Raw genomic sequence first — 12829 nt, 5'->3', positions numbered from 1 at the left:
AGGTTTATTCCTCCTGTAACTCGAATGGTTCTATTTCCTTTTCATCATTTAAAATTTGTGTCATTTTCTTTTGAGCATTTTTTAAAATATCATCACATAAATTCGATAATTTCATACCTTCTTGATAAAAATTAATAGCAGATTCAAGAGGAACATCTTCTTGTTCTAATTTATATACAATTTCTTCAAGTTTCGTTAAAGCTTCTTCAAAAGACAAATTTTCTTTTTCATTATCTTTCATCGCTAGCCCTCCGTACTTCTTTTACTTTACAATAAATCGATCCATCCGTTACTTTTACTTTAATTTCTTCATGTAGAGAAACTTCAGTAATTGACTTAATTATTTTACCATTTTTATCGTAAGGTAAAGCAAATCCACGCTTCATAATGTGTAATGGATTAACTAAAGTTAATTTATCAACAACATGTAATAACTTTTCTTGCTTTTGATTCAATATGGATATTGTATATTTTTTTGATTGTTTTTTTAAACTATTTACTTTCTCAACAGCTTCACTTACTTTCCTACTTGGATGCTGGGAATAAAGACGAGTAAGCTGATGATCAAAACTAGTTCTCTTTTTTTGTAGGATGGTAAAAAATTGAGTTTGTAATTTTTCATTTAGTCTGTCGATATATTGTTCCTTTTCATTCAATAATTGCTTTGGAAAATGAAAAGCGTAAGACTTTCTTAACGATTGCAATATTTCGGTTTTTTGCATAATGGATAGTTGAGTGAGTTTAAATAATCTGGCTTTTAAATGTAGGACAGTATCTTGTAATTCCATTAAAAAGGGTACTGCAAGCTCTGCAGCACCTGTAGGGGTAGCTGCACGTAAATCCGAAACATAATCACTAATTGTCGTATCTGTTTCATGCCCTATAGCGCTAATAATCGGGACAGTTGATTTAAAAATTGCCTCTACTACTTGTACTTCATTAAAACACCAGAGATCCTCGATGGATCCTCCACCTCGTCCTACAATAATTGTATCAAATTTCCCTAATTTACAGGCATATTCAATTGCCTGTTTAATTGACTCAGCTGCTCCTTCACCTTGAACCAATACTGGAATAACAGTCAATTGAACAATCGGGTACCTTCTTTCGATTGTTGTAATTATATCTCTTACAGCTGCCCCAGTTGGAGATGTGATAATTGCAATATGTTGTGGAAACTTTGGAATGGGACGTTTATGATGCGCATCGAAATAACCTGCACGGTGTAATTTTTCCTTTAATTGTTCATATGCTAAATATAAAGCACCAATTCCATCAGGCTCCATGTTCTTAATATATAATTGATAATTGCCATAAGGCTCAAAAACGCCTACATTTCCTTGAATTAAAACATTCATCCCATCTTCTGGAGTAAACTTTAAATGACGGTTATTCCCTGCAAACATCACTGCCTGTATTCTAGAGTTATCGTCTTTTATTGTTAAATACATATGGCCACGACTGTGATGGTTAAAATTAGAAATTTCACCTTTTAACCACACTTCTTGCAAATGAGAATCCATCTCAATTTTTCTTTTTAAATATCTTGTTAATGCAGAAACCGTTAAGTACTTTGATTTCAAAATTAACTCAATCCTTTGGCTGCTTTTATTGTATTAGATAGTAGCATCGTTATCGTCATCGGTCCAACTCCTTTTGGTACTGGAGTAAGGAAGGATGCCATTTCTTTTACATCATCAAAGTCAACATCTCCCGTTAGTTTTCCTTCTTCTGTTCGGTTTACCCCAACGTCTATTACTACTGCCCCATCTTTAATATAGGACGAATCGACTATATTTGCTTTTCCGACAGCTACTATTAAAATATCCGCTTTTTTTGTATAACTTTTAATATCTTGAGTTTTTGAATGGCAATAAGTAACTGTAGCATTTTCATTTAGAAGTAATTGTCCCATCGGCTTTCCAACAATGTTACTTCTTCCCATAACGACGACATGTTTTCCTGCGATTTCTATATTTTTGGATTTCAACATTTCAATAATACCATAAGGAGTACAAGGTAAAAATGCATCCTGTCCTACCATCATACGTCCTATATTAATTGGATGAAAACCATCAACATCTTTAGCTGGGTCGATCGCTTCAATAACTTTCTGCTCTTCGATATGTTTTGGTAATGGTAATTGTACTAAAATTCCATGAACATTTTCATCTTTGTTTAACGCTGCAATTTTCGTTAGTAACGTTTTCTGATCAACTGTTTTATCCATTCTAATTATTTTAGAGGATATACCAACTTCGGCCGAGGCTTTTTCTTTTCCCCTTACGTAAGAATGAGAAGCTGGATCATCTCCAATTAAAATAACAGTTAAATGTGGAGTGAGTCCTTTTTGTTTTAACTCGGCAATTTCATTTTTCATATTTCTTCTCAATTCTTTTGCTAATAGTTGTCCGTTAATAATTTCTGCTGCCATTTTAAGACTCCTTTTGTTCGATTATATTTGATAAAACGCCATTAACAAATTTTCCTGATTTTTCATCGCCATATGTATGTGATAGCTCAACTGCTTCATTAATCGAAACTCCTATTGGAATATCATCTAAATAAGTTATTTCAAAAACTGCAATACGTAATACTGTTTTCTCAACAAGTGCCACTCGTTCATATGACCAATTTTTTAAATGATTACTAATTAATTGATCGATTTCTTCTTTTTTATCTATAACCCCAAGTACGATTTTTTTTGTAAAAGGATCCAATTTTTCACTGTTTATTTCTTCAACTGTATTTATTTCGTGTTGAAACAATAACTTAAAGGCTTCTTCTCTTGCTGTACGTCGATCCATCAATATTTCTCCTCTAATTAGAATAATCTTCTAAGAAATCGTATCAAATTTACGGATACAATGCTAGAAGAAAGCAAAAGGACATTTTCAAAGCCATCCGTCAATTTTAACAATTATATGAAGAAGAAAAGTCAAAAGGAATCTCCTTTTGACCTTGAAAAAATAATTTATTCTTCTTGACTAATCGGATGATCTTTTAAGAAATTTGTATTAAAATCACCTTTTTTAAATACGTCATGATCCATAATTAAAGAGTGAAAAGGAATCGTTGTATGTACCCCTTCGATAACAAACTCGTCTAAAGCTCTTTTCATACGACGAATTGCTTCGTCACGTGTTGCTCCATATGTAATCAGCTTAGCGACCATAGAATCATAAAAAGGTGGAATCGAGTAACCTGGATATACAGCGGAATCTACTCTAACCCCTAGCCCTCCAGGTGGTAAGTACATTTTAATCTCTCCGGGAGATGGCATAAAGTTTTTGAATGGATCTTCCGCATTAATTCGACATTCAATTGACCATCCATTAAATTCAATTTCATCTTGAGAAACGGATAATTTTTCGTTATTTGCAATTTTAATTTGTTCTTTTATTAAGTCTATTCCTGTTACCATTTCAGTTACTGGATGTTCTACTTGAATACGAGTGTTCATTTCCATAAAGTAAAATTCATTATTTTCACGATTGAAAATGTATTCGATAGTTCCAGCACCAACATAATTTACTGCTTTGGCAGCTTTAACAGATGCCGCTCCCATAGCTTCTCTTATTTCCGAGGTGATGGCAGGTGATGGAGTCTCTTCAATTAATTTTTGCAGACGTCTTTGGATCGAACAATCCCTTTCTCCAAGGTGAACGACATTACCATGTTCGTCCGCCAAAATTTGAATTTCAACATGTCTGAAATCTTCAATATTTTTCTCTAAATAAATTCCTGGATTACCAAAAGCCGTTTCTGCTTCTTTTTGCGTAATACGAAATCCATTGATTAATTCCTCTTTATTATATGCTACGCGGATTCCTTTTCCACCACCACCCGCAGTAGCTTTAATAATTACAGGGTAACCAATAGCTTCAGCAACTTTTATCGCTTCTTCTTCATTCTCCAAAATTCCATCTGATCCTGGAACAATCGGTACCCCTGCTTCTTTCATTGTACGACGAGCAACATCTTTAATTCCCATTTTTTGTATCGCTTCAGGTGAAGGGCCAACAAATTTCACATTACATTCTTTACATATTTCTGCAAAATCTACATTTTCCGCTAAAAATCCATATCCGGGATGGATAGCATCTACACCAGTAGAAGTAGCAATCGTCATTATATTTGTTATATTTAAATAACTTTCTGTTCCCGGTGCTGGACCGATACAATAAGCCTCATCAGCAAGTTCTACATGTAATGCTTCTCGATCAGCTTCTGAGAATACAGCAACTGTTTCAATTCCGAGTTCCTTACATGCACGAATAATTCGAACGGCTATTTCACCTCTGTTAGCGATTAATAATTTTTTAATCACTTTTATCGTCCCCTTACTTTGTTTTAACTTTGAATAAGGCTTGTCCATACTCAACTAATTCGCCATCACCGACGAGTACTTCTACAATTTCTCCAGTTGTTTCCGCTTCAATCTCATTAAATAACTTCATTGCTTCTACAATACAAACAATGGTACTTTCATCAATTTTGTCTCCTACTTTTACATATGGATCACTTTCAGGAGATGGTTTACGATAAAAAGTTCCAACCATTGGTGAAACGATTTCAACAATGTTTTCATCGTCAGTTGTTACTACATCTGTATCCGCTTCCTGCTTTGGCTCTTCTTTTACTGCTTCTTCTTTTTTCTGGGCAACAGGAACTTGTACTACAGGTGGAGTTTGGATAACTTCTTCCCTTACATTTACTTGTTTATCTTCTGTCGTTTTCTTAATTGTTATGGATGATCCATCATTTTCATAAACAAACTCACTTATTGAAGATTGATCAATAAGTCTAATTATTTCCCGTAATTCTTGAACTTTTAGCATATTTCTTACTCCCCTTTTTGCTTTTTTACGTATTAGATTCTATTTTAACATAATTCTCTCTGAACAACCGTATATTTTACGAATTGAGTTTATTCCTAGTTGGTCTGTATTTAATTAATTTTAAAAGGCGATTTTCTAAAAGGGTATTATTTGCTACTAAATCCTTAAACTACGACATAACTTTTGATAGTAATTATATTACCGCTACGGAAGTACACTTCGCTTTCCATGGGCGGCTGCTGAGCCTACTCGTCGCTTCGCTCCTACGTAGTCTCATCTAGGCCTGTCCTCCCATAGGAGTCTACGTGTATTTCCTTCGCTGGGATCTGTGTACGGTAATAACGCTAACAGCTTGATATAACTACTATCTTAATGGTTGATTGGAGCCGGAGGGCAGTCGACACCTGGTCGGCTAAAAGCGGTCACTTCCTAGGACTGTAGCTCCGCTTTCGTCCCACCGTAAAGATTTGTGACCTACGCCGAAACTAGGACGTCCTGTCCGTCGTGGGAGAAGCAACAGGCGAACGCCAGACTAAGAACGCCACGGCCTCATGTCTTCGTCTGCGCTAGTACATCCTGTACGTCGGAAGACTAGAGAAGCAGTGGTTTTCTGCTTCAGAGGCGGACCGCCGTGCCTAAGGATGCGCGAACTGCCCGAAGGAGGAAATCAACGTTTTGTAACTAGATTTACAAATTTTCACTACTGCACAGTTTACTTTAATAACGTAGATGAAAAGCAACATAGTCACGATAAGGCTTTAAATAAAACAAAATCCAGATGCTTTTTTCTCGCATCTGGATTTTTATAAGTAATTAGCTATTGGTTGCCTGAAAATTAACATCAACTGTAATTTCTCCTAATTCGTCTTTTACCATTTGCATAATTTTTACTGCTTCTTCTTTTGGTAAGTTTTCAGTGATAACATGAACATGCACTTTATTATCCTCTGCCCTTACTAGAACATCTTCATAATTTTCATTTGCAGATAAAATTGATTCTTGTAAAATTGTCTCTTTTGTTTCGATGTTTTCGATAAAATCAATTTCATTTAATGCTTCATTAATTTCCGTTGCGGTTGCGCTACTGGATGCTACTATTTCTTTTAAACGATCTTTTTTAATATTTCGTTCATCTTCGAGTTCCATTCGAATTGTTGTAAAAAGTTCGTTTCCTTGAACTGGACTAACTCCTTCAACTTCAACATCGCTATCTTTCTGATCCCGATTTACAGTTTCTTCAATACCTTCTTGTCCAGTATCAATGTATGCTATATCTTCTTGATCTGACATCATATAATATACACTTAATACAATCATTAAGCTTAACATGGTTAAAAGCCATACCGTTTGTTTTTTTAACATTTCATAATTTCCCCTTTCACTTTGGCATTACTGAAATTCGATATGTTGGTACATCCAGCACTTTTGATACAGATTCAACAATCCACTTTTTCGCAGTTGCGTTATCTGCTCCTTTAGCAATGATAAACACTCCTCTAACATCTGGTTTCTTTGTTTGTACTAATACTGGCACCTCCTGATCCCCTTGTCTTACATATACTAGTTTTGTTTCTTTCGTTTCATCTTCTACCTTCCTCATTCCACCATTTTTATCTGTTTCGTCCGTTGACTGATTACCCATAATTAAATCTTTTTCATATACATTGACATTGGTAGAATCAACGTTAACCATGACTTCTACTTCAGAAACTCCTTTAATTTGATTTAGCATTGCCTGCAAATCTTTTTCATAGCTCGCTTCAATCTCGTTAACATTTTTTATGAGGGACACTTCTTCTATATCATCTTCCTGAACTTTTGCATCTGTTTCTTGATTTAATTCTGTTTCTAATTCATTTTTGGGACTTAATAAATTTCCAAGGAGGATGAATAAAATAGCAATTAAAGCAATCGCAAGTACGTAGTTTCGTTTCTTATTTTCAGTACCTTTTCGGAAATAGTTTTGAATGAAGTTCTTTAACTTTTCAATCAAGACGCCCCTCCCTCCCACATAATTTTAATTGTTCCCTTATCTAAACCCCATATTTCTTCTAATGTATCACTTATATTCGTATCATTATTATTCTTCCTCCTCGGTTCTTTTGGCCTGTCCGTTTCAATGATAATTGGATTGATGACATCGGCTTCTTTATCATCTGGCTCTCTCCCATCTGTATTTTCCCGTAGAGTTATAATCACCTCATCGAGATTTTCATAGCTGTCCACATATGGTTCATCAAATGAAAAAGTAAGATCAACAATTTGTGCCGAATATTGTTCAAATAGTATGGGGTTTGCTTCTTTCATAAGTTGTAACTTTACCTCATTCCATATATATGCATCTTGTTCAGCTTGTATATCTCTTTTTTGTATTTCCATTAAAGTTTCTGTTTCACTCAAAGTCGCTTCCTCCTGAAAGATTATCTGTTCAAACTTATCTAACTGTGCTGTTACGTCATCGGTAAATAAATAGAGAATTGGCTTTGCGAGAACAAGTAGCAATAATAAACCGATAACAATATTGACATACTTTTTCATGGAGTTATTAGGGATTAATAATTCCACAATCGTGCCAAGTAATATAAAAACAATGACTTGCATAACCCATTCTGATATTACATTCATAAACATTCACCTTATCTAAGAAGTAATGGAATATTACTTGCGATTATAAGAATTACGATCGATAAAAAAAACATAAACGTTACTGTAATTAAACAAGCAAGTACATAAAGAATATATTTACTAATAATATTTAAGCTCGTTATAATTGGGCTATTTCCTAGTGGTTGCAGTAATGCCGCAGCAAGTTTATATACAAATGAAATTGCTATTATTTTAATTGCAGGAAAAACCGCGATAATAATGATGATCGTTAAACCAATGATTCCGACAGCATTTTTTAAAAGTTGGGCAGCAGATAAGACTGTATCAGCTGCATCTGTAAACGTCCTTCCTACAACAGGAATAAAATTTCCTGTAATAAACTTTGTTGTTTTTAACGCTACACCGTCTTGAATTGCAGTAGCAGTACCTTGTACAGACATAACTCCTAAGAAGACTGTTAAAAAAAACCCCACAGTACCTATACTGATTGATCTAAATAACTCTGCTAAATGGGTTGCTTTAAAATTATCATTTAAATTACTGACAATAATAAGTAATGCAGAAAGGTACAATAAAGGAAAAACGAAAGAAGTCATTAAGATACCGCTAATATGAATGAGAAAGATAATGATTGGATGAAAAAATGACACAGTAATTACTTGTCCAAATGTAGCGATAAGACCTAGCATTAAAGGCAATAATGCGATCATAAAACTACTCATCATGTCAATCGTTTCTTTTGCATATGTGAATACACTGTAAAAACTATTAAGTGTAATATAAATAAGTACCATATAAACAACAAAATAAGCGATCTTACTGACAGTACTTTTCTCAAAAGCAGCATGCATTGATTGTAAAATTACTGAAAATAACGTTAAAATAATTAATGTGCCTAATAACTTCCCATTGACAATTAACTCATAAAATAAATATTTCACGATTCCTTTTAGGCTTGATTTAAGTGAAATCGTCCCATTTTCTTTAATTAGTTCCGCAATGTTTTTATTATTAATATCTGGTATGAACTCACCATATTCGGTACCAATTTGCTTCCAAAACAAATCGACTTCTTCAATCGTTAACTTGTCCAATAATTTTTCTTCAATATCTTCTTCTAATTCAATATCTTCATCGTGTTCATTCGCACTTATATCAATAGGTATAAACAAGATGAAAATAAATAGAATTGAAGCTATTCTTTTATACATTTTCATTCATTTGTTTACGACCCCTTTCTACCCAAACTTCAAATTACTGACCAGGAAATTGATTTCCAGAAGCAGGAATAAAATTGAGAATAACCTCTACTACGGCGCTAATAATAGGGATTGCTAGTAAGAGGATGAAAATTTTCCCGGCCAATTCTATTTTTGATGCCACAGAAGCTAGTCCTGCATCTTTTGTTACGTTGGATCCAAGTTCCGTTATATAAGCTATTCCAATAATTTTTAAAATTGTTTCCACATAAAAAGCGTTAACAGATGCCTTATCCCCCAAGGATTTCAGTAGTTGAATAATAATGCCAATTTGTTTTATTACGATAACAAGAATAAGAATGCTAGTAATTAATACGATAAAAAATGAATAAGAGGGACTGATATCTTTTAAAAGAATGTATAACAATGTTGCTACTATACCGATTAAGACAATTTGAACAATATCCATTATTTATAAACCTTTTAATAAAAATACAGATTTTATTTGCTGAAATAAGTCAGCCAGATGATGAATAACGATAATCAAGACAATAATAAAGCCAACCAGAGAAACAAATTGGGCAATATCCTCTTTTCCAACTTGCTTTAATACGGTATGGATCAGCGCAGTAATGATCCCAATTCCAGCTATTTGGAATAAAATTGTCGCATCAATTAGCATGAGGATACTCCTTTCTAAAACAGTATTAAAACGATGAATATTCCAATAAGAACTCCTAAACTCTTCATCATTTTTTCGTATTTAACTCGCTGGTCATTTGCTTCATCTAATTGTTGTTGTAAATGATGAATTGCTAATGTTATATGCTTTTGCTGTTGTATAAATGTATGTTGTCCTAAATTTCTCCCAAATTGTTTCATAATTTCCAGCTCATTATTTTTAAGTGCTGAAACAGTTGTTAATCTATCTAATTCTTGATCCCATACGTCCAAAAAATCTGTTACAACAAAGTCAAAATGCTCCGCTAATCGGCTGTAGAAGTTGTTTATAGGAGAAGAGGTCTTTTTTCCAATCGTTCGAAATATTTGCTGTAAGGTTAATTGACTATATTCCATTTCGGCTTCCAACATTTGTAGGGATAAAATAAATTGTCTAATTTGTTTCGTCCTATCACTTAAACGATTACTCATATCAAATCCAATATAAGTTGTTGTGCTAATTAGTAAGAAGGCTCCTAACCATTTCATTGTTTTTTCACCAAGTTTGATGTGATTTTTTTACCATCCCTAGTAAAGATGTCTATTTTGAAATAATCATGCGTATCTTTTTGTAAAATTAGCATGCGGTCAAAAACATGATTCTCAAATAAAGGGCGCATGGATGGTCTTCTTTTTAATTCTTCTACCGATGACCCGTGTGCTGTACAAATGATTGTAACGCCTGCAAAAACAGCTTCCATTAACGCATTAACATCATCTTCTTTTCCGATTTCATCCACCACTAATACATCGGGTGACATGGATCTGATCATCATCATCAGCCCAGCCACCTTGGGACATGCATCCATAACATCTGTCCTGAGCCCTACATTATGTTGAGGCACCCCATTAATAGAGGCAGCGATTTCCGATCGTTCATCAATTATTCCAACCTTTTGGGGAGTGAAATTATTTTCTCTATCTCCTATTAATCTAGCTATATCTCTAATAAAAGTAGTTTTACCTGTCTGTGGCGGTCCGATGATTAACGAATTAAAATAGCGATTATCATTTTCTATGTAGGGAATAAATGGTGCTGCAATCTGTTTAATTTCCCTAGCAATCCGAATATTAAAAAAAGTGATATGTTGTAATTGTTTGATCTTGCCATTCACTGTAGTTACCTCACCGGCTAGCCCAACACGGTGTCCACCAGTTACCGTGATGTATCCTTCACGTAGTTCATCTTCCAACCGGTATAATGAATGCTCACTCAATTGATTTAACACGTAAATACTATCCTTTTCAGTGAAAATGATCTCATTGATCCATTCAATTTGTTTGTGAAAATTTAATTCAATAGGTCTATTTAAACGTAATCTTATTTCCTCTAGTTGCGACCATCTTGTAGCAATTTTTTGCATGACAGCTTGTTTCATATTTTCTGGTAATAATCGTAATATTTCCATCATGATTTTCACTACCTTAATGATTGGATTATATTCTAAATTTATGCCTAGCATTTCTTTTTATGCATGAAGAATAAGGAAGAAGTCGCTTCAAAGGAGAATATAAGTGGAAAAAAATCGTATCTATCATAAAAAAGTGTGTATTTATAGACTAATATCCAAAATAAAAAGAACAACCCTTTCAAAGAATTGTTCTTCATAGTGCGTATTCAAAAAGTAGGATAAAAAAGACCAAGAAGTTCGAGGAGGCGCAGTTTCGAGCAACGGAATGTATGCATTTAGATACATGAGTAGCGGAGAAACAAGCATTCGTGCGAAATTCGCAGTGTCATTTTTACCGGACTTTTTGAACATCCTCTCATATCATACTCATAATATATTAATTACTCCGTGAGACATATTTACCGTCAGATGTACTTATAACAAGGATGTCGCCTTGATTAATAAATAAAGGCACTTGAACAACTAAACCTGTTTCTAATGTTGCTGACTTAGAACCACCACTTACCGTATCCCCTTTTAGGCCTGGCTCTGTTTCTGTTACTTCAAGTTCAACGTTATTTGGTAAGCTGATTCCAATAACTTCACCATCAAACATAATGATGTCGACTGTCATATTTTCTTTAATAAAATCTAGTTCATACTCAATTTGTGTAGCTGGTAACTCAATTTGTTCATACGTATTAACATCCATAAAGGCATGCGTATTACCAGAAGCATATAAATATTGCATCTTCTTATGGTCAATATGCGCTCGTTTTACTTTTTCTCCTGCTCGAAATGTTTTTTCTTGAATATTACCATTTCTTAAATTACGTAATTTAGATCGAACAAAAGCCGCACCTTTTCCTGGCTTCACGTGTTGAAACTCCATCACTTGCCATATATTACCTTCGTACTCGATTGTAGTACCAGTTTTAAAATCGTTAACCGAGATCATTATTTTATTTCCTCCCTCAAATTATTGTACCGTAAGATTTATGTAGGGTTTTATAATTGAATTAATTCTTTCTTTGCAAAAGTTAATCGCTCATTACCCGATTCGGTTAAGACAATGTCATCTTCAATCCGACACCCACCAACTTCAGGAATATAAATTCCCGGTTCCACTGTTACGACCATATTTTTCTCTAAAATAGTATCAGAACGAGGAGAAAGTCCCGGTCCTTCATGTATTTCAAGTCCAATGCCGTGGCCAGTCGAATGTCCAAAATACTCTCCATAACCTTGTTCTTCTATATATTCTCGTGTTAAAGCGTCAGCTTCTTTTCCAGTCATATTAGGTTTTATACCATTTACCCCACGGACTTGTGCCTCTAATACTGTTTCATATATTTCTTTCAACTCATCGCTTATATTCCCGACTGCTACTGTTCTTGTTATATCCGAACAATAACCTTTGTATAACGCACCGTAATCCATCGTAACGAGTTCACCATTCTCAATCACTTTTTCAGATGCAACACCATGCGGCAAGGCTGAGCGGTATCCTGAAGCAACAATAATATCAAAGCTTGAGGATGTTGCACCTTGCTTTCGCATAAATATTTCTAATTCATTTGCTATATCAATTTCCCTGACACCTGGCTTAATAAACTCTAATATGTGCTGAAAAGCATCATCGGCAATTTTAGCAGCACCTTTTAATATAACAATTTCTTCAGCTGTTTTAATCATACGTATAGATTCAATTATTTCTTTTACTGCAACTAACTCGACAGCAAATTTTTTTTCATACAGAGAATAGTTTGTGTATGTAACGTGGTCTGCTTCAAAACCAAGTCGTTTTATTGCTGACTTACTAATAAGTTCAGTTAACTTGTCTTCAATGAGTCCTTGATGCTCTATAATCGTAAATTCAGGTACTTGTTCTTTAGCCTGATTAACATAGCGAAAATCTGTCACAAAAAAAGCGTCCGACTTTGTTATAAGTGCTACACCAGCTGTTCCAGTAAAGTTCGTTATATACCTTCTGTTGTATGGATTTGTGACAAGGATAGCGTCGACTTCATTTTCAAGTAACTTATTACGTAGATCTGCTAATTTTGTCATA

The 12829-nt window shown here is 34.2% G+C and carries 16 protein-coding genes; all 16 read right to left on the bottom strand.

The window, feature by feature from the left end; all coding sequences use genetic code 11:
* Positions 1-4: 4 nt before the first annotated feature.
* The 16 genes from xseB to SPD89_RS05160 all read right to left on the bottom strand — a co-directional run bounded on the left by xseB (position 5) and on the right by SPD89_RS05160 (position 12828).
* Positions 5-241, bottom strand: a complete 237-nt coding sequence (gene xseB / locus SPD89_RS05235) for an exodeoxyribonuclease VII small subunit (RefSeq protein ID WP_336260906.1) — start codon at positions 239-241, stop codon at positions 5-7.
* The gene (gene xseA / locus SPD89_RS05230) at positions 231-1583 is read right to left on the bottom strand and encodes an exodeoxyribonuclease VII large subunit (protein WP_336260905.1); all 1353 of its coding nucleotides are present in this window, start codon (positions 1581-1583) and stop codon (positions 231-233) included. The genes xseB and xseA overlap by 11 nt, the downstream gene beginning before the upstream one ends.
* Before the next feature lie 2 nt (positions 1584-1585).
* Entirely contained in the window at positions 1586-2434 is an 849-nt protein-coding gene (folD, locus tag SPD89_RS05225; RefSeq protein WP_336260904.1) for a bifunctional methylenetetrahydrofolate dehydrogenase/methenyltetrahydrofolate cyclohydrolase FolD, read from the bottom strand.
* Between the two features lies 1 nt (position 2435).
* Positions 2436-2807, bottom strand: coding sequence for a transcription antitermination factor NusB (nusB, locus tag SPD89_RS05220; RefSeq protein WP_336260903.1), 372 nt, complete (start codon positions 2805-2807; stop codon positions 2436-2438).
* Between the two features lie 167 nt (positions 2808-2974).
* The gene (gene accC / locus SPD89_RS05215) at positions 2975-4330 is read right to left on the bottom strand and encodes an acetyl-CoA carboxylase biotin carboxylase subunit (RefSeq protein WP_336260902.1); all 1356 of its coding nucleotides are present in this window, start codon (positions 4328-4330) and stop codon (positions 2975-2977) included.
* A gap of 13 nt (positions 4331-4343) precedes the next feature.
* Complete coding sequence (gene accB / locus SPD89_RS05210) at positions 4344-4841, bottom strand: acetyl-CoA carboxylase biotin carboxyl carrier protein (RefSeq protein ID WP_336260901.1); 498 nt, start codon at positions 4839-4841, stop codon at positions 4344-4346.
* 813 nt (positions 4842-5654) lie between these two features.
* The gene (locus SPD89_RS05205; RefSeq protein ID WP_336260900.1) at positions 5655-6203 is read right to left on the bottom strand and encodes a SpoIIIAH-like family protein; all 549 of its coding nucleotides are present in this window, start codon (positions 6201-6203) and stop codon (positions 5655-5657) included.
* Between the two features lie 16 nt (positions 6204-6219).
* Positions 6220-6834, bottom strand: coding sequence for a stage III sporulation protein AG (spoIIIAG, locus tag SPD89_RS05200; protein ID WP_336260899.1), 615 nt, complete (start codon positions 6832-6834; stop codon positions 6220-6222).
* Positions 6831-7466, bottom strand: a complete 636-nt coding sequence (spoIIIAF, locus tag SPD89_RS05195; RefSeq protein WP_336260898.1) for a stage III sporulation protein AF — start codon at positions 7464-7466, stop codon at positions 6831-6833. Before spoIIIAF ends, spoIIIAG begins: the two co-directional genes overlap by 4 nt.
* Positions 7467-7477: 11 nt before the next feature.
* Entirely contained in the window at positions 7478-8659 is a 1182-nt protein-coding gene (spoIIIAE, locus tag SPD89_RS05190; protein WP_336260946.1) for a stage III sporulation protein AE, read from the bottom strand.
* Positions 8660-8702: 43 nt separating this feature from the next.
* Entirely contained in the window at positions 8703-9116 is a 414-nt protein-coding gene (spoIIIAD, locus tag SPD89_RS05185) for a stage III sporulation protein AD (protein ID WP_336260897.1), read from the bottom strand.
* A 3-nt stretch (positions 9117-9119) separates the two neighbouring features.
* Positions 9120-9329, bottom strand: coding sequence for a stage III sporulation protein AC (spoIIIAC, locus tag SPD89_RS05180; RefSeq protein WP_336260896.1), 210 nt, complete (start codon positions 9327-9329; stop codon positions 9120-9122).
* A 14-nt stretch (positions 9330-9343) separates the two neighbouring features.
* On the bottom strand, positions 9344-9856 hold the full coding sequence (gene spoIIIAB / locus SPD89_RS05175; RefSeq protein WP_336260895.1) for a stage III sporulation protein SpoIIIAB: 513 nt from the start codon (positions 9854-9856) through the stop codon (positions 9344-9346).
* Positions 9853-10779 (bottom strand): stage III sporulation protein AA, encoded by a 927-nt coding sequence (gene spoIIIAA, locus SPD89_RS05170; RefSeq protein WP_336260894.1) that lies wholly within the window; start codon positions 10777-10779, stop codon positions 9853-9855. The genes spoIIIAB and spoIIIAA overlap by 4 nt, the downstream gene beginning before the upstream one ends.
* Before the next feature lie 376 nt (positions 10780-11155).
* Positions 11156-11716, bottom strand: a complete 561-nt coding sequence (efp, locus tag SPD89_RS05165; RefSeq protein WP_336260893.1) for an elongation factor P — start codon at positions 11714-11716, stop codon at positions 11156-11158.
* Between the two features lie 50 nt (positions 11717-11766).
* Positions 11767-12828 (bottom strand): M24 family metallopeptidase, encoded by a 1062-nt coding sequence (locus SPD89_RS05160; protein WP_336260892.1) that lies wholly within the window; start codon positions 12826-12828, stop codon positions 11767-11769.
* Between the last annotated feature and the right edge of the window lies 1 nt (position 12829).

Source organism: Pseudogracilibacillus sp. SO30301A, assembly GCF_037072025.1.
GTDB lineage: Bacteria > Bacillota > Bacilli > Bacillales > Amphibacillaceae > Pseudogracilibacillus.
The sequence above is the reverse complement of the archived record's forward strand: the minus strand, read 5'-3'. Positions and strand labels throughout refer to the sequence as shown.

What these genes read in the sequence shown, in the direction of transcription:
- xseB (WP_336260906.1), bottom strand. Translation starts at nt 241, where the DNA reads ATGAAAGATAATGAAAAAGAAAATTTGTCTTTTGAAGAAGCTTTAACG.
- folD (WP_336260904.1), bottom strand. Translation starts at nt 2,434, where the DNA reads ATGGCAGCAGAAATTATTAACGGACAACTATTAGCAAAAGAATTGAGA.
- nusB (WP_336260903.1), bottom strand. Translation starts at nt 2,807, where the DNA reads ATGGATCGACGTACAGCAAGAGAAGAAGCCTTTAAGTTATTGTTTCAA.
- accB (WP_336260901.1), bottom strand. Translation starts at nt 4,841, where the DNA reads ATGCTAAAAGTTCAAGAATTACGGGAAATAATTAGACTTATTGATCAA.
- SPD89_RS05205 (WP_336260900.1), bottom strand. Translation starts at nt 6,203, where the DNA reads ATGTTAAAAAAACAAACGGTATGGCTTTTAACCATGTTAAGCTTAATG.
- spoIIIAF (WP_336260898.1), bottom strand. Translation starts at nt 7,466, where the DNA reads ATGAATGTAATATCAGAATGGGTTATGCAAGTCATTGTTTTTATATTA.
- spoIIIAE (WP_336260946.1), bottom strand. Translation starts at nt 8,659, where the DNA reads ATGTATAAAAGAATAGCTTCAATTCTATTTATTTTCATCTTGTTTATA.
- spoIIIAD (WP_336260897.1), bottom strand. Translation starts at nt 9,116, where the DNA reads ATGGATATTGTTCAAATTGTCTTAATCGGTATAGTAGCAACATTGTTA.
- spoIIIAC (WP_336260896.1), bottom strand. Translation starts at nt 9,329, where the DNA reads ATGCTAATTGATGCGACAATTTTATTCCAAATAGCTGGAATTGGGATC.
- spoIIIAB (WP_336260895.1), bottom strand. Translation starts at nt 9,856, where the DNA reads ATGAAATGGTTAGGAGCCTTCTTACTAATTAGCACAACAACTTATATT.
- spoIIIAA (WP_336260894.1), bottom strand. Translation starts at nt 10,779, where the DNA reads ATGATGGAAATATTACGATTATTACCAGAAAATATGAAACAAGCTGTC.
- efp (WP_336260893.1), bottom strand. Translation starts at nt 11,716, where the DNA reads ATGATCTCGGTTAACGATTTTAAAACTGGTACTACAATCGAGTACGAA.
- SPD89_RS05160 (WP_336260892.1), bottom strand. Translation starts at nt 12,828, where the DNA reads ATGACAAAATTAGCAGATCTACGTAATAAGTTACTTGAAAATGAAGTC.